The 21406-nt window shown below is 44.9% G+C and carries 16 protein-coding genes and 6 tRNA genes; 16 read left to right on the top strand and 6 right to left on the bottom strand.

Annotated features, from left to right (window positions below; genetic code table 11):
* Positions 1–389: 389 nt before the first annotated feature.
* From tolQ to V1358_RS04435, 15 genes are all read left to right on the top strand, one after another.
* Positions 390–1091 (top strand): protein TolQ, encoded by a 702-nt coding sequence (gene tolQ / locus V1358_RS04505; RefSeq protein WP_347392745.1) that lies wholly within the window; start codon positions 390–392, stop codon positions 1089–1091.
* Positions 1078–1503: a protein TolR gene (gene tolR / locus V1358_RS04500; protein WP_347390785.1), complete on the top strand. Its 426-nt coding sequence runs from the start codon at positions 1078–1080 to the stop codon at positions 1501–1503. Before tolQ ends, tolR begins: the two co-directional genes overlap by 14 nt.
* Position 1504: 1 nt before the next feature.
* The gene (gene tolA, locus V1358_RS04495; RefSeq protein ID WP_347392744.1) at positions 1505–2437 is read left to right on the top strand and encodes a cell envelope integrity protein TolA; all 933 of its coding nucleotides are present in this window, start codon (positions 1505–1507) and stop codon (positions 2435–2437) included.
* 9 nt (positions 2438–2446) lie between these two features.
* Complete coding sequence (gene tolB, locus V1358_RS04490) at positions 2447–3802, top strand: Tol-Pal system beta propeller repeat protein TolB (RefSeq protein ID WP_440589866.1); 1356 nt, start codon at positions 2447–2449, stop codon at positions 3800–3802.
* A 122-nt stretch (positions 3803–3924) separates the two neighbouring features.
* Positions 3925–4455: a peptidoglycan-associated lipoprotein Pal gene (pal, locus tag V1358_RS04485; protein WP_347392743.1), complete on the top strand. Its 531-nt coding sequence runs from the start codon at positions 3925–3927 to the stop codon at positions 4453–4455.
* A 17-nt stretch (positions 4456–4472) separates the two neighbouring features.
* On the top strand, positions 4473–5246 hold the full coding sequence (ybgF, locus tag V1358_RS04480) for a tol-pal system protein YbgF (RefSeq protein ID WP_347391115.1): 774 nt from the start codon (positions 4473–4475) through the stop codon (positions 5244–5246).
* 186 nt (positions 5247–5432) lie between these two features.
* Positions 5433–5508: transfer RNA gene (locus V1358_RS04475), tRNA-Lys, on the top strand.
* Between the two features lie 27 nt (positions 5509–5535).
* Positions 5536–5611: transfer RNA gene (locus tag V1358_RS04470), tRNA-Lys, on the top strand.
* A gap of 22 nt (positions 5612–5633) precedes the next feature.
* Positions 5634–5709: transfer RNA gene (locus V1358_RS04465), tRNA-Lys, on the top strand.
* A gap of 21 nt (positions 5710–5730) precedes the next feature.
* Positions 5731–5806 (top strand) — tRNA-Lys (locus V1358_RS04460).
* A gap of 35 nt (positions 5807–5841) precedes the next feature.
* Positions 5842–5917 (top strand) — tRNA-Lys (locus tag V1358_RS04455).
* 156 nt (positions 5918–6073) lie between these two features.
* Positions 6074–7117: a quinolinate synthase NadA gene (gene nadA / locus V1358_RS04450; RefSeq protein ID WP_347390782.1), complete on the top strand. Its 1044-nt coding sequence runs from the start codon at positions 6074–6076 to the stop codon at positions 7115–7117.
* A gap of 106 nt (positions 7118–7223) precedes the next feature.
* Positions 7224–7314, top strand: a tRNA-Ser gene (locus tag V1358_RS04445).
* Between the two features lie 339 nt (positions 7315–7653).
* A complete protein-coding gene (locus V1358_RS04440) occupies positions 7654–8622 on the top strand; it encodes a GGDEF domain-containing response regulator (RefSeq protein ID WP_347392742.1) in 969 nt (322 codons plus the stop codon).
* Between the two features lie 203 nt (positions 8623–8825).
* Positions 8826–11684 carry a M16 family metallopeptidase gene (locus tag V1358_RS04435; protein WP_347392741.1) on the top strand — a complete coding sequence of 953 codons (2859 nt, stop codon included), beginning with the start codon at positions 8826–8828 and terminating at the stop codon, positions 11682–11684.
* Positions 11685–11735: 51 nt separating this feature from the next.
* Here the strand turns inward: V1358_RS04435 and V1358_RS04430 are convergent, their stop codons facing one another.
* The 5 genes from V1358_RS04430 to V1358_RS04410 form a co-directional block, all read right to left on the bottom strand.
* Positions 11736–12674, bottom strand: a complete 939-nt coding sequence (locus V1358_RS04430) for a LysR family transcriptional regulator (RefSeq protein ID WP_347390779.1) — start codon at positions 12672–12674, stop codon at positions 11736–11738.
* Positions 12675–12735: 61 nt separating this feature from the next.
* Positions 12736–14430 (bottom strand): bifunctional isocitrate dehydrogenase kinase/phosphatase, encoded by a 1695-nt coding sequence (gene aceK / locus V1358_RS04425; RefSeq protein WP_347392740.1) that lies wholly within the window; start codon positions 14428–14430, stop codon positions 12736–12738.
* A 65-nt stretch (positions 14431–14495) separates the two neighbouring features.
* Positions 14496–14981 (bottom strand): DUF4124 domain-containing protein, encoded by a 486-nt coding sequence (locus V1358_RS04420; RefSeq protein WP_347390777.1) that lies wholly within the window; start codon positions 14979–14981, stop codon positions 14496–14498.
* 117 nt (positions 14982–15098) lie between these two features.
* On the bottom strand, positions 15099–16589 hold the full coding sequence (locus tag V1358_RS04415) for a DUF3413 domain-containing protein (protein ID WP_347392739.1): 1491 nt from the start codon (positions 16587–16589) through the stop codon (positions 15099–15101).
* A gap of 4 nt (positions 16590–16593) precedes the next feature.
* Positions 16594–16806 (bottom strand): YejL family protein, encoded by a 213-nt coding sequence (locus V1358_RS04410; RefSeq protein WP_347390775.1) that lies wholly within the window; start codon positions 16804–16806, stop codon positions 16594–16596.
* A 65-nt stretch (positions 16807–16871) separates the two neighbouring features.
* On the opposite strand from V1358_RS04410, the gene yejK reads away from it, so the two are divergent.
* Positions 16872–17879, top strand: coding sequence for a nucleoid-associated protein YejK (gene yejK, locus V1358_RS04405; protein ID WP_347390774.1), 1008 nt, complete (start codon positions 16872–16874; stop codon positions 17877–17879).
* A 240-nt stretch (positions 17880–18119) separates the two neighbouring features.
* On the opposite strand, the gene rne is transcribed toward yejK, so the two are convergent.
* The gene (gene rne / locus V1358_RS04400) at positions 18120–21353 is read right to left on the bottom strand and encodes a ribonuclease E (RefSeq protein ID WP_347392738.1); all 3234 of its coding nucleotides are present in this window, start codon (positions 21351–21353) and stop codon (positions 18120–18122) included.
* Between the last annotated feature and the right edge of the window lie 53 nt (positions 21354–21406).

Raw genomic sequence — 21406 nt, 5'->3', positions numbered from 1 at the left:
TTTTAAAGATGATTATTTAATCATTTTGTATGGGGTTAACTCTTTTACACTGTGATTTATAAGGGTTTTTATCATTTTGTGCTTTTTTTGTTCTATTAGAATTACTATTTTTTAACTTTCTGCTGATTGATAAAATGACAGCTTATGCGACTAATTTGCATAAAACAGATGTTTTTTGAACTTTTTTTCACTATTTGCTGCCTTAATAAACAACATCTAGTTAAGTGTTAGGGTGAGTTGTATGCCATTCACCCAAGCATACTGGCAATTCATGGCAAGGCCATTGTCAGCTTAATAACGACTGGGTACACTAAGGTTCATTGTGTGTCGTACACTGTGTCGAGTACGGATACAGTTTATAGAAGTAACTGCGCTCTAGGAGAAAAGACGTGGATTCAGGATTAAATTTTATTGATCTTATTTTAAAAGCGAGTGTGCTAGTTCAATTAGTGATGCTCACATTAGTGGCTCTATCGGTAATTTCATGGGCTATTATCATTCAGCGCCGTAAAACCTTGAGTAATGCGCTGTCTAACGCTAAGAAATTTGAATCTCGTTTTTGGTCTGGTGTGGATTTATCCAAGTTATATAACGAAATCTCAGCACGCGGTGTGCAAAGCGAAGGTGTGGAATTGATTTTCACATCTGGTTTTAAGGAATTCGCGCGCTCTAAAAAGTCGGCAACCAGCCCAAGTGCAGTAGCAATCGACGGCCCACATCGAGCAATGCGAGTGGCATTATCTCGTGAGATTGAGAAACTAGAAAATGGCATCCCGTTGCTGGCAACCATAGGCTCAATTAGCCCTTACATTGGTTTGTTCGGAACTGTATGGGGGATCATGACAGCCTTTATTGCACTTGGTGCAGTAAAGCAAGCAACTTTGCAAATGGTTGCACCAGGTATCGCTGAAGCGCTTATCGCAACAGCGATGGGTTTATTTGCAGCTATTCCAGCGGTTATCGCCTACAACCGATTTGCTACCAAGTTAGAGAAAATTGAATCTTCTTATGCCAACTTTATGGAAGAGTTTGCCAATATTCTTCATCGCCAATCATTAACGCAAGAGGTTAAATCTCATGTATCAGCGTAAGAAACGCCGTCCGGTCGCCGAGATCAACGTCGTTCCTTACATCGACGTGATGTTGGTGTTGCTAATCATCTTTATGGCGACGGCACCACTTATTACTCACGGCGTTAAAGTAGACCTTCCTAAAATGGAAAAGTCGGATTTGGTTGAAACCAAAGACGCGCCGCCCATTATTGCCTCGATTGATGCACAAGGCCGTTATTACGTCAGCGTAGGGACAGACCCAGAAGCGCCGATGGATGCTATCGACGTTGCTGCGGTTATTAAACTCAAACTGGACCAAAACCCAGAAACACCAGTCATGATCAAAGGCTCAGGCCAAGTGAGCTATCAACAAGTACTGCTCTTAATGGACTTTTTGAAGCGTGCAGGTGTGCCTGAAGTTGGCCTGATGACGGAGTCGTTTGAGGATTAATATGCAGCAGTTTAAAACGCCCCTGATAATCTCACTTATTCTACACGTTGCGCTTGTGGCTGCTTTAGTAGGCGCAAGCTTTTTGCGTAGTAATGCACCTGAGGTTCTCAAAGTGACACTCAACGCGCCGAGCCCAGAAGAGACGCCAGAAGAAATCGTCAGTGCAGTCGCAGTGGATCAAAAGGAAGTGAACAAACGCATTGAAGACATGCGCAAGCAAGAAGAAGCCAAAAAACGCGCTGAGCAAGAACGTATTCGGGAGCTTGAAAGAAGGGCTGCTCAAGCAAAACGTGACAGCGCGGCAGAAGCAGAACGTATCAAAAAGTTAGAGCAGCAACGTAAAGCTAAAGAGCAAGAACGTAAGAAAGCTGAAGCTGAAGCGAACAAAGCTCGTGAGCAACAGCGCAAAGAACGAGAAAAAGCTAAGCAAGCGCAGTTAGAAAAGGAAAAGGCAGAAAAAGCAGCCAAAGCAGCTGCGGAAAAACGCCGTAAGGAAGAAGAAGCGGCTAAAAAGGCTGAGGAAGAGCGTAAGCGCAAAGAAGCTGAAGCCGCACGCAAAGCTGAAGAAGCAAGACAAAAAGCCATCGCTGAGCAAATGATGCAAGAGCAACTCGCTGCTGAGCAAGCGGCACGAGCAAAAGCACGTCAGCAACAAGTGATGACTGAAGTGGATAAATACAAAGCCCTTATCGCTAGTCGCATCCAACAGAACTTACTGATTGATGAGAGCTATCGCGGTAAAGAGTGTCGTTTAAACATCAAACTGGCATTTAATGGCCTAGTGACCAGCGTGAACTCACTTGGTGGCGATAAGCAAATGTGTGATGCGGCTGTGCGTGCAGTTCGTCGCGTTGATACGTTGCCAGTGTCAAAAGAACGCGATGTTTATGAAGAATTAAAAAATATTAACTTAACAGTTAGACCAGAGTTTTAGGGGATGAATATGCTAAAAGCTTGTCGAATGTTTGTGCTTTCTACGCTCGCAATGATGAGTATGTGGGCTCAAGCAGCATTAGAAATTGTTATCACGGAAGGTGTCGATAGTGCACGCCCCGTGGCTGTAGTCCCATTTACTTACAAAGGTACGGGTGAAATGCCACTGCGTATTAGTGAAGTGATTGCTGCTGATCTGCGCCGTAGTGGTAAATTCAAACCATTGGCTGAAATTGATATGCCGCAGCGTCCTACAAGCGACGCCGATATCGATTACAGTGCCTGGGTGGACCGAGGCGTAGAAGCTGTTGTTGTAGGCTCTGTTGAGCAACAATCTGGCGGGCGTTACCTGGTCAGCTTCGAATTAATAGATGTCTTACGCGGCCAAATTACTGGCGGTGAAACACGTGTACTGAATAACGGTCAATTGACCAAAAGCCAAGATCACATCCTCGACGCTCGTGAAACTGTGATCCCAGCAGGCAGCTTCCGCCGTTACGGCCACCGTATCAGTGACGTTGTGTATGAGGCGCTTACAGGGGAACGCGGCGCATTCTTAACTAAAATAGCTTATATCATCGTTCGTGATGAAGAAGCGAAACCATATCAACTCGTGGTTGCTGACTACGATGGTTTCAATGAACAAGTGCTGTTGCGCTCAAAAGAGCCGCTAATGTCGCCAGCATGGTCACCAGATGGCAACAAAATTGCGTACGTCACATTTGAGAATCGCCAAAGCCAAATTTTTGTTCAAGATATTTATACAGGTCAGCGCCAATTGATCTCCAGCCATCCAGGTATTAACGGCGCGCCACAGTTTTCACCAGACGGTTCTAAGCTGGCAATTGTGCTGTCTAAAGACCGAACAGGGGCAACTGAACTCTATTTATATGACTTAATTACTAAACAAGAGCGTCGTTTAACGCGTCATCGTAGCATCGACACTGAGCCAACATGGCACCCTAACGGAAAAGAGATTTTCTTTACTTCTGAAAGAGGTGGTAATGCTCAGATTTATAAGTTAAATTTAGACTCTGGCCAAGTGAAGCGTATGACGTTTGATGGCGATATGAACCTAAATGGGTCAGTGACTCCGGACGGAAAGAATTTGGTCATGGTTAACCGAACTCTCGGTCGCTATCATATCGGTAAGAAGGATCTTGAAACGGGCAATTTCAGTGTGTTAACGCGTACTCGTCTTGATGAGTCGCCAAGTATCGCACCGAATGGCTCGATGATTATCTACAGCACAATGCACAATAATAAAAATGTATTGGCTTTGGTGTCAATGGACGGTCGCTTCAAAGCGCGCTTACCTGTGTTAAACGGGCAAGTTAAATCGCCGTCATGGTCACCATTTTTATAATTCGCTAAGGTTATAGTCAGCTTTAGTCGCATAAACTTGATGTTTGTGTAACTCGCTTACTATAGTAAGAAAAATTGAAAATCAGGTGATGGTTTCACTTAATTATAATAGGAATCTACTCAATGCAACTTAATAAACTATTAAAAAGCCTGCTTGTAGCTGTGCCAGTAATGACGCTAGCAGCATGTAGCTCATCTACAGACCTTGACGATGGTCAAGCAAACCAAACAAACCAAGTTGAAACCCAAACTGATACAGTGGACGTTGAAACAGTTGTTCGTGAAAAAACGGCTGAAGAAAAACTTCGCGAGAAGTATGAAGAGCTTCGTCAAAACCAAATCGTATACTTCGATTTTGACCGCGCTACTATCCAAAGTCAGTACGCTGAGTTGCTTCAAGCACACGCACAGTTCCTTGCGCAAAACCCTTCAGTTAAAGTACTTATCGAAGGTCACGCAGATGAGCGTGGTACGCCTGAGTACAACATCGCGCTAGGTGAGAGCCGTGGTCAAGCAGTAGAGAAGTACCTAATGAGCTTAGGTGTGAACGCTAACCAAATGTCAGTTGTGAGCTATGGCGAAGAAAAGCCAATGATCAAAGCACGCAACGAAGAAGCGTTCGCTAAGAACCGCCGTGCGGTATTGGTATACTAATAAAGTAAAGAGTAATGATGAAGCCGAAAATTATTTTGGCAGCCTTACTCATGAGCGGGAGCACCCATGTTTGGGCTGCTCCCGCTCCTGTTTCTGAGGCAACTGCCAGCGAATCCAGTATTGAGCAGCGTTTAAGCCGCCTAGAGCAAATGATGCAGTCTCGCAATTTGCTTCAGGCGAACTTACAGCAGCAGCTTGATTTATTACAAGACGAAGTCAGCCAATTGCGCGGTATCACTGAAGAGCATAGCTACAAGCTCGAAAAAGTGCTGCAGCGTCAACGAGAGCTGTATCAAGAAATTGAGAACCGTGTGAGTGCGGCTTATACGCAGCAGCCTAGCTATGACAGCCAGACGCCAGCAATGAGCACATCTATGCCGGACTCATCGACGCCAGAGCCGACGATGAGCACTAATTTGTCTGAAAACGAAGCTTATGACAAAGCGGTTAAGCTCATTATGCAAGATAAGCGTTATGCAGCTGCAATTCCTGAGTTCCAAGCATTTGTGCAAACCTATCCAAATTCTGTGTATGTGCCTAACGCACATTATTGGTTAGGCCAATTGCTGACGATTCAAGGCGACACGGCTGGTGCGAAATCACACTTCGAAACGGTTGTGAACCAATATTCTGATTCAAGCAAACGTCCAGATGCATTATTGAAGTTGGGTACCTTGGAGCAGCAAGAAGGTCAATTGGCAAAAGCCAAGCAATTATTCAATGAAATAATTACACAATATCCAGATTCGACTGCTGCAAAACTCGCGATTGAGCGTATTAGTAAGTTGTAGAAAATGGTGTCTATTGTTATGTTTTAGACTGCTTTTTAGCTAAAGCGGTCTAAAATTAGGCAACTAAGCGGAAAAACTAAAAAAAACCGTTTATTTGTATTGCACTTGGATTTTAAATAAGTATTATAAGCGCCCGCAGCAGGGGATAACCACACGGTAATAACTTTGCTGCTAATATGATTAGATGGGTCATTAGCTCAGTTGGTAGAGCAGTGGACTTTTAATCCATTGGTCGATGGTTCAAGTCCATCATGACCCACCATCTTCATATTATAATTCGCACCGCGTTGGGTCATTAGCTCAGTTGGTAGAGCAGTGGACTTTTAATCCATTGGTCGATGGTTCAAGTCCATCATGACCCACCATTCGCGAATTCGATCTATAAGTGGGTCATTAGCTCAGTTGGTAGAGCAGTGGACTTTTAATCCATTGGTCGATGGTTCAAGTCCATCATGACCCACCACTTAGATTTCAACTTTATGTTGGGTCATTAGCTCAGTTGGTAGAGCAGTGGACTTTTAATCCATTGGTCGATGGTTCAAGTCCATCATGACCCACCATTCATAAAGTTATGCCTCGCTATCATATAGCAGATGGGTCATTAGCTCAGTTGGTAGAGCAGTGGACTTTTAATCCATTGGTCGATGGTTCAAGTCCATCATGACCCACCATTTGCTTTCTAAATATCGCACTCTTCTCAAGTTATTCCTTTTTCTAATTAGTTAGTTACTCTCAATCGCAGTGAACATCGGCGGTTTGCTTCTTTTTCTCAAGATTGTTTCGTATAATTGCAGCATTATTTCCAATGTAGAATTAGTTTGACCAGTATGGGTATTAGCGAACAGATCATGCCTGAGGATTATATTTTTCCTCCAAAGCCAGCTCCACTTTCAGATGATGAAAAGGTAGCGTACAAAGAACGCATCAAGAAATTGCTAGTTGAGAAAAAAGCAGTCTTGGTTGCGCATTACTACACCGACCCTGAAATCCAAGCGTTAGCAGAAGAAACTGGCGGCTGTGTAGCTGATTCATTGGAAATGGCACGCTTTGGTGCTCGTCAAGATGATGCCGAGATGATCATTGTTGCCGGTGTTCGCTTCATGGGTGAAACCGCAAAAATTCTTACCCCGAACAAAACCGTTGTGATGCCAACGCTAGATGCGACATGTTCACTTGATGTGGGTTGTCCAATTGATGAATTTAGTGCCTTTTGTGATCAGCACCCTGAACGTAAAGTGGTGGTGTATGCTAACACCTCAACAGCGGTAAAAGCCCGCGCAGACTGGATTGTGACATCATCGTGCGCACTGGAAATCGTAGAGCACCTAGATAGTGAAGGCGAGACGATTATTTGGGGTCCAGATAAGCATTTAGGTAGCTATATCCAAAAGAAAACTGGCGCTGATATGATCATGTGGAATGGCGCATGTATCGTTCACGATGAATTTAAAACTAAAGCATTGAAAGACATGAAGGCACTGCATCCTGACGCTGCGGTTCTTGTACACCCTGAGTCGCCTGCTGAGATTGTTGACTTAGCGGATGCGGTAGGTTCAACCAGTCAGCTTATTAAAGCGGCGCAAGAAATGGACAACAAAAAGTTCATCGTAGCTACAGATCGCGGTATTTTCTATAAAATGCAGCAGCTATGCCCAGAGAAGGAGTTTTTCGAGGCACCTACGGCAGGGGAAGGGGCAACCTGTAAAAGTTGCGCACATTGCCCGTGGATGGCTATGAACGGCCTTAAAGCAATTGAAGAAGCATTGATTGATCCAACAGGCAAAGAAGTATTTGTCGACATGGAATTACGTGAAGGCGCGTTACGCTCTTTGAACCGCATGTTGGACTTCACTGCAAGCATGTCGCGTTAATGTCGTTTATCTAACCAATTGATTTGATTTTGGTAAAAACACCTTGCAAGGCATACAGCGTTTGCTTAGTATAAGCGGCGCTGCACATGCAGCCCAGTTTTAGTGTGGAGAGATGGCTGAGTGGCTGAAGGCGCACGACTGGAACTCGTGTATACGTTAATAGCGTATCGAGGGTTCGAATCCCTCTCTCTCCGCCATTTATTCTCAAAGCCCCGTTATACGGGGTTTTGTCGTTTCTGGGCTACAGAGAATTGACTACATCTACCAACTGGTACAAAGGGTTGGTACAAATGGGTATTCTCGCTTCTTGATACACTCTTCAGAAAGAGGGGAGTCGTCACTTCATAATGAGAATCATGCTGGGATCGCCGACTCTTTTTGATAACCTGTGCTGCGTTGTTAACGCTGATGAGTGAATACAGGCATTTGATTCAACAGTACTGTGTTTGTATTGTTTTTAATTTGGCAATAATCGCCTTTCCTTTATCGTTTTGTGTCTATACTGAATTTATCGTTCACACTTTATGAGACGTACAGTGGCATTTCCAGCTGTTGAAAAGATAGAGGCACCACTCCCCGATGAGCAGCAAGTGCCCCCCCTGATTTATGTCGTTGATGACGAAGAAATTTCTCTTGAAATACTCAAAGAGTTACTGAAACCTTTAGGCGAGGTTGTTGGCTTTGCTGATGGTGCTTCCTGTGTTGAAGCCTGCGAGAAGAAATTGCCTGATATCATTATTATGGATGTTAATTTGGGGGCTGTGAGCGGCTTGCAGATTTGCAGAAAGCTAAAGTCTATGTCATCAACCAAAGACGTCCCAATTATCTTCATTACCGCCAGCCAGAACACTCATGCTGAATCAGAATGTTGGCAAGCGGGTGGCGCTGATTTTGTAAATAAGCCAGTCAATGCGATGACGCTGCAGCACCGTGTTCGGTCGCAACTGCGGTATAAACAGCAAGCGGATCAACTGCGTCAATTGACTTACGTTGATGAGCTCTGCGGGATTTATAACAAGCGATACTTAATAGACTCACTCACTCGTGATGTGCGTGCTGCAAAAAGAAGTCATAGTGCTATTTCTTTATTAATGGTCGATATCGATTGGTTTAAGCCATTTAACGATTTTTACGGGCATTTACATGGTGATACCTGTTTAAAGGAAGTGGCTCAAACCCTTAAAAGTTGCTTGCTTAGGCCTAATGATTACATCGCCCGCTATGGTGGAGAAGAGTTTACCTGTGTACTCAATGGTACTAACGAAGAAGAGGCGATTACGGTTGCGACCAGAATGATGGAGGCGATAGCTCACGCCAATATCAAGCACGAAAAGAGTGAATTCGGGCATGTCACCATAAGTATTGGTATTTTCTGTGCTCAGCGAATAGAAAACCTACAAGACAAAACTATTTTGCAGCATGCCGATAACAACTTGTACGAGGCTAAGCGACGAGGTCGCTCGCAAATTGTCAGCAGTTGCGACGGTGATCTTCTCTTGGTTTAGCACGGCGACTAGATAAAAGTCTTTTGTGCCGCCCATACGGGAAGTTTTGTGTTCTACGCTTTTGATTAAATGCCAACGAACGTACACAAATTATTGCACTTTAATTACCTACAATTGTGCCAAGTCGCTAGACACCGTTGATACATATTCGTACATTGTTGCCGACAAATATAATAAAAACACTCTATTAAGGATAATAGCGAATGAAATTCAAGCGCCTAACGCTCGCTGTTACTGCGGGCTTATTCGGCCTCAGTGCATCTATCTATGCAAATCAAGCGACTTCAGCCTCTCCTGTGATATCTGCAAACATCAATGTTCAATCGCAAGCCGTGCGCCTCGATTTTCAAAAGTTTCAGTTAGACAATGGCTTGGAAGTGATATTCCATCTGGATAGCTCCGACCCTGTGGTCGCGGTCACGCTTGCGGCCCATGTCGGTTCTTCACGCGAAAAACGCGGACGTACAGGCTTTGCGCATTTGTTTGAGCACCTACTATTTCTGGAATCAGAAAACCTCGGTAAGGGTGGTCTGGATAAGATGAGCGCGCGCATAGGTGGCTCTGGTGCAAATGGTTCGACGAGTCGCGACGTTACCAATTATATGCAAACCGTGCCAAACGATGCTCTAGAGAAAATGATTTGGGCTGAGGCTGACAAGCTTGGTTACTTTATAAATACAGTGACAGACCCTGTGCTGGCTAAAGAAAAGGAAGTGGTCAAAAATGAAAAGCGTCAACGCGTCGATAACCGACCCTACGGGCATGTTTTTGATGTAGTGAGTACAAACCTATACCCTGCGTCTCATCCATACAGTTGGCTGCCTATTGGTTCACTCGAGGATTTGCAAGCAGCGACGCTGCAAGACGTGAAAGAGTTTTACGCTCGTTGGTATGTGCCCAACAACACCACCTTAGTGATTTCAGGAGATTTTGACCCCAAACAAGCACGCCAATGGGTTGAAAAGTATTTCAACGATATCCCCAAAGGGACTGAAGTGCCAGCGCAAGTAAAGCGTGAGGTCAAACTTGGAAAAACCAAAAAGCTTTATCATGAAGATAAATTTGCGACAGTGCCTCAACTGACTCAGGTATGGCCAACTCCCGCAAAGTTTCACCCAGACACCTATGTACTCGATATTCTTATTAAGCTTCTAGTTGATTCCAAAGATGCCCCTTTGTACAACGAGCTGGTCGAAAAACAAAAACTGACTTCTGATGTGGCATTATTCGATTACCGTTCCGAGTTGGCATCAGAGTTATTTTTAATGGTAACCGCGTTTGATGGTGTTGACCTTGATATGGTTCACAATGCCATTAACCAAGGCTTTGAGCGCTTCGAAAAAGAGCAGTTTACTGATGCGGATATCGATCGAATTAAGGCGGGTCTTGAAACTGAGTTCTACCAAAACCTATCGAGTGTCGTGGGTAAAGGAATTAACCTTGCGGATTATAATCTTCTTGCTGATGACCCAGAAATGATCAACAAGGAAATAGAATTTATTCGTCAGGTGACCAAAGAGGATGTTTGGCGAGTGTATAACCAATACATTAAAGACAAGCATTACATTTCCGCGAGTTTCGTACCGCAAGGGCAGCTACCACTTGCGGTCGAAGGCGCAGAAAAAGCAAACATCACCGAAGAGGCAGTGGTGATGGGGCAAGAAGCGAGCTTTGACACATCCAAGCAGCAAAGTTACGCAAAGACACCGTCGAGCTTTGACCGTTCAGTGGAACCTCCTTACGGTAAAATGCCAGTTGTGCCTGTACCTGACGTTGTGGAATCACAATTGAGTAATGGCATGCGGGTGTCGTCAATTTACACTGACGAAGTTCCTCTGGTTGAGTTCAAGCTACGCATTGATGGTGGCATGTTATTCGATGCACGAGGTAAGTCAGGCACTGCGAACCTGCTTGCTGACATGCTCAATCGAGGTACTGCTTCGAAGAAGCCGGCTGAACTGGAAAAAGCGATTAAGCAACTGGGTTCTAAAATCGATGTATATGCAACTGAACAATCGATAACGGTCAATAGCAGTGCCTTGGCACGAAACTTTGATGCGACCATCGCGTTGGTTTCGGAAATGTTGTTGCAGCCTAGATGGGATGAACAAGAATTTGCTCTAGCTAAAAGCGCAGTTCAAAGCCAACTGCAACAACGACTTAGTAATCCTCAGGCGATTGCTGAGCAAAAAATGAAGGAAATCATTTACCCAGTTGGCCACCCTTTGAGTCACTCCCTGACAGGTGATGAGCAAAGCGTGCAAAATATTACGCTTGCAGACATACAAGCATTCCATCGCGAAAAAATTGCGCCACAACTCGCTAATATTCATGTTGCCGGCGCGGTGCAGCACGAGCAGATTGTTAAGTCATTAGCGAAATTACAAAAGTCATGGCCAAAATCGGCACTTGCGGCACCAAAAGTCGCACTTCCTAAAATGCCGCAGCACTCTAAAGTATATTTCTATGATATGCCGGGCGCAAAGCAGTCAACATTGTATATTGCGCAACCCGCTTTGTTAGCCACTGATAGTGACTTTTATCGCGCACAGGTGATGAACTATATCTTAGGAGGTGGTAGTTTTGCTTCGCGTTTGACTCAACAGTTGCGTGAGGGCAAAGGCTACACATACGGTATTGGTTCAGGTTTTGATGCTTCGCAACATGCGTCATTATTCATCATTAACACCAGCGTGAGAACGAATGTGACATATGAGGCTTTGGCGTTAGTCAAAGAAATTGTGGAGCAATACAGTAGTACCTTTACACCGACCGATTTAACCACAACACAAGAGTATTATCTCAAAAGTAATGCGCGACGTTTTGAAACCTTGTCAGCGAAAATAGGTGTGTTGACGAATATGGCTATGTTGGATTTACCTAAGAACTACGTGCAACAAAGAGCTAAACAAGTTCAAGCGCTTACAGTGCCTGAAGTGCAAAAGCTAGCGCAGCAACACATTCACCCAGATAAGTTGGTGTATGTAGTGGTAGGCGATGCGCAAACGCAATTAGCGGGCCTGTCTAAGCTGGGTCTAGGTGAGGTTGTTAAGTTAAATTAAAATTTAGTAGCGGCGCGATAAGTCAATTGCGCCGCTTATTATGAATCTTGGTTAGGCGAGTTCTTCGGCCACTTCCACCACTTTTTGGCGTAGCCAGATGTGGCTCACATCACGATGCAACAGTGGCGACCAAATCATATCAAGTTCAAACGGTGGGATAGGGAATGGCGGCTCCAGTATGGTTAACCCCGGATCATCCTGATAAATTTTAGCCGCTTTTGATGGCAAAGTAGCTACGAGGTTTTGCTCTTTCGCCAAGTGAATTGCCACGTGGTAGTTACGCGTGAAAGTCGCGATATTTCGGTGCTTACCAAAGTGCGCTAAGGCTTCATCTACCCATCCTAACTTTTGTACGTCCTTGGGATCCATACCGACACCCACGCCAAATCCCGTTTTACTTACCCAAATATGTCGAGCTTGAAGGTATTGCTCAAGGTTAAAGTTATTCTGGATAGGGTTGTCCGACTTTACTAAGCACGAGAAGCTGTCTTTCCAAATCCGTTTATGGTGAAAAGACTGTGGCAGCTTTTCAAAACGGTTGATGGCCATGTCCACTTTGCCATTTTCTACGTCATGGAAGTTAACATCACTGGGAGTCAAAATATCGAGTGTGGTGTCTGGCGCCTCTGCATGTAACTTACTTAAAAGTCTCGGGGCGAGGGTACTGGCCGCATAATCGCTGGCCATAATGCGAAACACGCGTTTACTGCTGGCTGGTTCAAAGTCACGATTCGGAGCCAGTGTTTCTTCTAGCGTCATGAGGACGCCTCGGATCACAGGCTGTAACTCTAATGCTCGTTCGGTTGGCACCATGCCTTCGCTGGTGCGTACTAGCAATGGATCGTTTAATAGATTTCTCAGCCTTTTCAGTCCATTACTCATCGCAGGTTGGGTGATACTGAGCTGATTTGCAGCTTTGGTTACGTTGCATTCACGTAACAAGGTATCGAGATAAACGAGTAGGTTTAAATCAATTTTGTTTATGTTCATTGCTTGCTGCCATTTTTATTATTTATAGTGATTGTAGCCTAACTTATCTCTGAGAAACACACTACCAAAGATGTATGAATCTTTGCTCCGGTGGATATGGGTAAACTTGTTTGTATTCACCTTGTTTGATTTTAGCCTGAGCTTGGCGCCAATAACTCGCGCTTGTAAGCTCCTTATGATATTGCAAAAAGACTTTTTTGTGTGCGGGATTGGGTAACACGAAAGTGGTTAATTGAGCAGGAAATACGTCATTGGGCGCAACAGAAAGTGTGCTTTCATCAAATCCGTCAAAGTCTCTAAACTGCATATCAGTGAGATATTGCACCTCATCGTAATCGTAGAACACAACCCTGCGATGCTTAGTTACGCCGAAGTTTTTTAGCAGCATGTCGCCAGGAAATATATTTGCGGCAATCATGTCTTTCAGTGCTTGTCCGTACTCCCGAATTGCTTGCTCCGCTCGCTGTGAGTCCACCTCTTGAAGGTACAGGTTAAGCGGGGTCATTCTGCGCTCAATGTAAAGGTGTTTGATTATCAGCATGTCGTCTTCAATGCGCATAGAATTGGCAATGCTGCTTTGTAAAGTACGCAGTAAATCCTCACTAAAGCAACTCAGAGGCAAAGCTACATCGGAATACTCGAGCGTATCTGCCATTCGACCGACACGATCATGGCGCTTTACTAATTGATATCGTTCCAACACGGTAGAGCGGCCAAAAGGTTTACTGGAGCCGAACTTGTCGCGAATAACTTTAAAGACGTAGGGGAAGGAAGGAAGGTTGATCACCATCATAACCATACCTGGCGTACCGGCGGCCAATTCAAAGCGTTCGTTCGAATGCTTCATATGCTCTAATAATTCACGGTAGAACTCTGTTTTACCTTGCTTGTGAAAACCAATGGCATTGTATAGTTCGGCCTTGGTTTTACCCGGCATAAGTTGATTTAAGAAATGTACAAGTGCCGATGGTGCGTGTGTTTGCACCATAAAGTAGGCGCGAGCAAAACCAAACACGACGCGCATCTGTGATGAGCGAGTGAGCAGAGCATCTATATATAAGCCTTTGTCTTTATTGTGTAAAACAGCAATAACAAAGGGTTGAGAGCCGGCTGCGGAGACGATTCTACCGACAATATAGGCGGCTTGGCCGCGATAGAAAGGTGCTTGCAGAATATCAAAGCGCATTTGATGGCTTTTTACATGGGTTTCGGGTGCTTGCTTAATAAAGGCTTTCATCAACAAGCGGATATCGCGGTCTAAATTGGCAAATTCGCAGCCAAATTCAAATTGTGTGATGATTTGCTTAATTGTTGGTTTTAGGCCATCTACCACGGGGAAATAGCTGCGATATTCAGCCTCTACAGGTAGTGCAGGAGCATCAGCGAGCGTTGCTTGCACGAAAATAAAGTCGTTATTGTAGTATTTCCGCTCGAACAAACGGCAAAAAACGGAATTGTAGAATGTTTCTGCGAGCTCGGCTTGTGGGTGAAAGACCAAGAATTGTTGATAACACGTTTTGGTTTGTGTCCATAACCTAGGTTGGGTAGATGGATCACTGACTTTTGCTTGCAGTGCCTCGACGGTTTCATTAACGCGTGCATCGTAATAGCTTATGCGCAAACTGGCTATTTCACGCATTAAGGCCCAATCACGCGTTGCAAAGGCTTGCGGTGCCTGCGCAGTGATTGATTGAAACAGTTTGTAGTGATTAGAAAACCCGTTAAGAATTTGCTGAGCGATTGCCTGCGCGTACACGTCCTTTGCCTATAGAGCCTATACTCTAAGCCAGAGTAAGCGATGGTTCTTTGCAAATGCAAGTATTATTGGAACTTTTCCAAGGACTTTTGCAGCGAAGCGAGGCTTCTTTCAGACTCTTTAATACGTTGGGTATAACGTTTTTCTATGTCCTTAATGTTCTTTTTCACTTCGACCTTGAGCGCCTTACGTTCATCGTCTGACATCAGACGTTCAAGTCGTTGCTCTTGTTCGAGAGTTTTGGCACTACGCTCACGCTTAAGCACCACAACTTTATGTTTGGTACTGCGAATTTGCAGCTCAATACTTTCGCGTTTACGGTCCTTTTCGAGCTGTGTTAACTGCTTGGAAAAGTCTTCCTTGGGCGCTTTAAGTTCCGGATTGGAGTGCTTTACTTCCAATTCTTCTGCGTTTTGTGCGCAAGGGAATTGACTAAAAACAGTCCCTTCAGATGTTTGGCATTTGTAGACAACCACATTGGCAAAAGTGGCTGTGGACAAGGTCGCGCATAGCGCGCAAATCCCCATTTTTAATGCAAGTAACTTAGTCACTGTGCTACCTCGTTGTTATTATTAGGTCTCATTCCTCGTTTCAAATATAGATTAACTGAAACTGAATGTCACGGACGTAATAAAAAGGTATTAAAAACAGGTAAATATAAAACGATGTTACTGGGCATTAAAGCGCTTAAGTTGTTTTATACCTTGAATTAAGAAAGGCACGTTGAGCTCTTGATCAACACTGAAGCCTTCGCTGGCCGAGATATGCTTGAAACTACCGTCACTGGAGAGCAAGGTGATTCTATCTTTCCTTAATGCGATGAACACACCATGTGAGTAGTTAACGTCAGCAAATTGCTTTTCGCCAATCATGTTATTAGCGATAAGTGCGCTTTGCGCCAGCTCGGAGCATTGCCAAAATTCACTTAACACAGTTGCAAGAATATCTTGTGGTTGGACAATGTGGTTGACTGAATTTAAACGCGGCGCGCTAGACCACAATTGATTTATGGTCGTAATTTGCTCACTTGAGCTACTTTGAGTGGTAAATGCGAACACTAAGCTATTTGCACGTACGGGTTCTTGTGAGTCCAAACTCACATTTACAAGGGCATTCTCATCGTTATGAATGAACTCGTATCCTTCGAGCGATGTACTTAAAGTTATAGGCGAGCGGCGCCACAACGGGTCGATATTGTCTTTTTGCATGCTCGTTCTGTAATAGCTTGGTAATCCATACAGAGCATTAAAAATGGTGTCTTGTTGATCGCGAGGATGCAAAATAGGGCCGACTAGTCTTATGTCGGCTGTGCTGTCTACAAATTTGTTCAGCGCTTCTTGGCTGCTAAATAAGCGAATGTCGATACCCGTGGTGGTCTCGTTAATTTCACAGCTTGGTAGCTGCGCAGGCATAACAAAACTCACGGTCGGGGCATTAACACTAACGGCACGAGCTTGTTCATAGCGCTCTAAATCCAACAGATCATGTTTAGCGAGTAAGGCTTTGGCCGTTGTTGGGTAGGACAAAGGCAACATGTTGTCTTGCTTCGTGATATCGAATTTTAATTCGGCATCCGCCCATATATGGATACTGTGGCTCAGTGCAAAACACACTACCAATACGCCCGATATCTTTTTACCAAAGCGATGACGTTTGAGCTCTGCAAGGTGGTGCCAAGCATAATTACTGACCAACAGTTGGTAGGCGAGAATCATCATGACGATGGCAAGTACTAGCAAAGTTGAAAAGGCAGGCGTATTACTCACATTGCGCCAAAATAGCGACAGAATTTCTCGCAGCGAGTCGAAATTGAGGTGGTAACCAAGGTTGTAATACACAAAAGCGTCGACAGCCAGTAGCGTCATGCCCGATGTTGCGATAATTGAAGCCATGCCTCTAATATGCCGCGGATACGGGAATATCAGAGACAGTGGAAAAATGGTTAAGACGAACGCTAAAAAAGTAATAAACGCAGTGTGGCTTAGCCAGGTGATGATCATATAGAAAGTGCCAATGGCGCTTGTGGGCGGGGCATCAGCAAATAAGTATGGCAAGCTCACGAGCAACGCGAGGCCGATATTGGCAAGGGTGAACCAATGGCCCCAAGCCAGCAATTGACTGGCCTTGGAGGAGAATGGGTTTTGCGTTGCTAAATTCATCAAGCTACTTGATTGAGTCTGTCAGGGCATTGGCAAAGTTTTGCGCGACTGACGCTCTTTTTGCTTCAGGCACATGCTCTTTAATAATATGCGTGATAGTATTGCCAAGACACATCAGGCTTAAATCAACCGGTGCTTTTTTGTCGGCAAGAACAGCGACAAGCTGGTCCACAAGTTGTTCTACTTCTTCATTTTTGTATTTAGATAACGCTGGCATCGGTGGATTCATTACTGATTTATATATGTCCTTGTATTTTAACACCGTAGGAGTGAAAAACAAAGATGACGACCGAGGTTAAGAAGCTGGTTGTACATTACGTAGATAAAGAAGATGAAAATACCCAAATTCACCTGCGTAATGACGAAATGCCTATCAACGAGCGTGTTAATATATTTATTGAGCAGCTACACCATGCCTACAATGGCAAACCAGGCAAAGGGTTCTGTGCTTTTAGTGAAGAAAAAAGCAGCGTGGTGGCAAGTTGTATGCAAAGTTACCGCAACCATGAAATGGGCTTTTGGCATGTCACTGAAAAAGCGGCAGATGTATTAAAAGAAGAACTCGATAAGTATGCGTTTAATGAGACCGGTTACCTTATTTTCTGTCATTATCAATATGTTGCCACAGATTATATTTTAATCGCACTTCTCAATATCAAAGAGCATTACAGCATCACCACCGAGCTAGACTTGGCTTCTTCTCGTCACTTAGATATTACCCGCATGCAGCTTGCGGCGCGTATTGACCTGCAAGCGTGGGATACCCAAGCGGACGAAAATCGTTATATCTCCTTTATCAAAGGCCGTGCTGGGCGCAAAGTTGCTGACTTCTTTCTGGATTTTCTCGGCTGTGAAGAGGGAATTGATCCTAAGCAGCAAAGCCGTTCTATGCTTACAGCGGTTGAAGATTACCTCAGCGACCAAGGATTGGACAAAGCAGAAAAAGATGAACGCCGTAAAGAGGTGTTTGATTACTGTAATGACAGAATCAACAGCGGCGAAGATGCCAATCTCGAAGAAATCGGTTCGGTGATCAGTAAAGATGACGAGTCGAGCTTTAATGACTTTTACCAGCAGCAAAATTACGACATTGCCGAATCATTCCCTGTTGATAAAAAGACAGTGACTGGCATGGTGAAATTGTCTGGTATGGGCGGGGGCGTGAGTGTTGGCTTTGAGCGAAAACATTTAGGCGAACGGGTTATATATGACCCTGTTAATGATACTTTGACCATCAAAGGTGTTCCGCCCAATCTTAAAGATCAATTGGATCAGCTTGATAAAGCCTGAGGCCATTTGCTTCAGTATAGAGTGAGTAATTAATAGAGGGCTAAGGCCCTCTTTTTTGTATCTCAGATTTTGCGCTCGTAAAGTTGAGGTACTGAGGTTTGTCTGCAATGCGCAACGTCGAGTCTTGTGCAATCACTATAGCGAGCGACAGCGTATCACACACTGCCAAGGTAGCTTTAATTTTAGAGCAATAAAAAAGCCGCTGTAATAGCGGCTTTTTTTATAACTGTTGAGTTTAGGTTACTCTTCAGTCACGGCCTCTGAGGCTTGCTCTGCAACAACGTTTGCTTTGGTAGTGCTTGGAATTGCAGCTTCTGCAAACGCATGACCAACCGGAGCGATAGAGCCTGGCTTTTGAGTGCTGTTTTGCACTGCAACGCGTTCCTCAACAGTCATTACTGTTGGCTGCTGCGCTGATGCGACCAAAGCAACTGCTTTTGGTTGCGTCATTGGTGCACTCGCGAAGCCAGTACCATGATTGATGGCAGTTGGCGTAACAACGTCCGTATCCTGTGCTTCATCAGTTGATGGCTCAGTAACATCAGCGGTCGTTGCTTGCACTTGAGCAGCGTCAACGGCTGCTGGCACGTCTACAACACTTGGTGCAACAGCTGTTTCAGTGTCACTGGTATCCTCTGCAGACTCAGTAACCTTGTCTTCGCTAGAAGGTGCTTCAGTAGTGATTACTTCAGCTTGGTGTTCTGGCGCAGCTACATCCGTTTCCTCAGTTGTTTCTTCTGAAACAGCATCGCTAGTCTCTTGCTCTGTCGTGTCAGCTTCGGTCTCAGCGACTGGCTCGCCGACTGGCTTGTCGATTGATGCCACTGCTGGCTCATCCACAGTTTCTGTTTCGACTACGTCAGCTGCTTGAGGTTGCTCAGTAGCGGCTGATTTATCGTCAGCTTGCTCTTGCACAGCATCTTGTTTTGCTGGCGTTTGCTCAACAACGACTTCTTCTTTATCAACATCGGTTTGAGTATCGGTGTTAGTAACAGAGAGTTCTTGCTGCGCTTCTTCTGCCATCGCTTGATCTGCGACTGGAACAAATGCTGCTTTTTCACCTTCGTTGTCTTGCTTGTCGCGACGACGACGTTGGCCTGCTGCACGTAAGTGACGAGGAGAGCGGCGAGTACGAGTACGGCCTTCCTTTTCACCTTCGGCTTGTTCATCGCTGCTTGGCTCTTGGGCATTTTCTAGCTCATTTTCAGCCTTTGCCTCAGCAACAACCTCTTCTTTTTTCTTTTGCGCTTTAGCTGGTTTAGCATCAGTTTGCTTTTGCTCTACTGGCGCTTCAACTGCTTCAACAACTGCTGGAGTCGCTTCTTCTACTTGAGCTTTTACATCAGTAGGTGTTTGCGATTCTTGCTCAGAGTTGTTGTTATCAACGCGTACTTTCTTACGTAAGTTACGACGTTGACGACGCTGCTTCGGCTTTTTAGCTTCTTGCTGCTCTTCTTTTACTTCAACAACGGCATCTTGCGTCGTTGCTTCTGTCGCTTCAACCGTTTCATTGTTGCCACGATTATCTCGACGGCGATTTTGTGAACGGCGACGCTTATTGCGGTTGTCTGAACGCTCGTTGCTAGAACGATTTTGTTCATTAGACTCATTAACGTCTTTGTCTTGCTTATCGTCAGCAGATTTCTGGTTCTGACCTCGGCCTTTATTGCGCGACTGATTGTTACGACGACGTTGGTTGTTATTGCGACGACGATCACCTGGGCGACGATCTTTGTTGTCATCTTTTTTCTTAGTCTGCTCTTGCTCTTCTTCACCAGCAAACAAGCTCTTCAACCATTTGCCAATGCGGCTCAACAAGCCTTCTTCGCTTTTAACTGGTGCTTTGCTAGGTTTTGCTTGTGCAACAGGTGCTGGCTCTTTTGGCATTAATACGCCTTTAAGCACTGGCTCTTCACGCTGAGGTGCAACAGGTGCGCGTGAGTACTCAATTGCTTCTGGTTCCGGCTCAATGATCTGCTCGTAGCTTGCCGCTTCAAGAGTTTCATCTTTGCGTAGGCGCACAACTTCGTAATGCGGTGTTTCCATGTGTTGATTTGGAATGATCACTACATCACAGTTATGACGTTTCTCAATGCGTTGCACACTGCGGCGCTTCTCATTCAACAAGTACGCACCAACGGCCACTGGCACTTGGGCATTAACTTGTGACGTGTTGTCCTTGATTGCCTCTTCTTCGATAAGACGAAGAATAGAAAGCGCGATTGATTCATTCGAACGAATCGTGCCTTGGCCGCTACAACGTGGGCAGGTACCTTGGCTTGCTTCACCTAGTGATGGACGTAAACGCTGACGCGACATTTCCAGTAGGCCGAAACGAGAGATCTTACCAATTTGCACACGTGCACGGTCTTGACGGGCAGCATCTTTAAGACGGTTCTCAACTTCACGTTGGTGGCGAGGTGGTGTCATATCGATAAAGTCGATAACGATTAGACCACCTAAGTCACGTAGACGTAACTGGCGAGCGATTTCGTCGGCCGCTTCTAAGTTGGTATTTAACGCCGTTTCTTCGATATCGCTACCTTTAGTCGCTTTTGACGAGTTGATATCGATAGATGTAAGTGCTTCCGTTGGGTCGATTACAATAGAACCACCCGAAGGCAAACGCACTTCACGTTGGAAAGCAGACTCAATCTGGCTCTCAATTTGATAATGAGTGAATAGCGGTACATCGTTTTGATATAGCTTTACACGGTTCATGAAATCCGGACGGAAACGCTCAATATGCGCCTTCGCTTCTTCGAAAACACGAGGCTTATCGATAAGAATCTCACCGATGTCACGACGTAAGTAGTCACGGATGGCACGGAAAATAACGTTACTTTCTTGGTGAATTAAGAAAGGCGCTTTGCCGCTGTCAGCTGCATCTTTGATTGCTTGCCAATGAACAAGTAGGGCACGCAAATCGTACTCTAACTCTTCAAAAGATTTACCCACACCTGCGGTACGTACGATGAGTCCCATACCCTTTGGAAGCTCTAAACGGCTCAGTGCTTCTTTAAGGTCTGCGCGCTCTTCGCCTTCGATACGGCGAGAAATACCGCCAGCACGAGGGTTATTTGGCATCAATACAAGATAGCTTCCCGCTACAGAGATAAAGGTGGTGAGTGCCGCGCCTTTTTGGCCGCGCTCTTCTTTATCTACTTGAACGATAACTTCTTGGCCTTCTTTAATTACGTCCTTGATATTTGGACGACCACTAAAGGTGTAGCCATCTGGGAAGTAAGTACGAGCGATTTCTTTTAGTGGTAGAAAGCCATGACGTTCTGCGCCATAGTCCACAAAAGCGGCTTCTAGAGAAGGTTCGATACGGGTAATTTTACCCTTATAGATGTTTGCTTTTTTTTGTTCGTGTCCAGGGCTTTCGATATCAAGATCGTACAGGCGCTGGCCATCAACCAGTGCAACGCGCATTTCTTCTTGCTGCGTCGCATTGATTAGCATGCGTTTCATATTGTTACTCTTAAATTCTGTACATAGTGCCAGACCTTCTGTGGTCTTTCGGC

The organism is Pseudoalteromonas pernae, from assembly GCF_039831865.1.
GTDB lineage: Bacteria > Pseudomonadota > Gammaproteobacteria > Enterobacterales > Alteromonadaceae > Pseudoalteromonas > Pseudoalteromonas pernae.
Note: the sequence above shows the minus strand (reverse complement) of the source record. Positions and strands in the feature narration are given on the sequence as shown.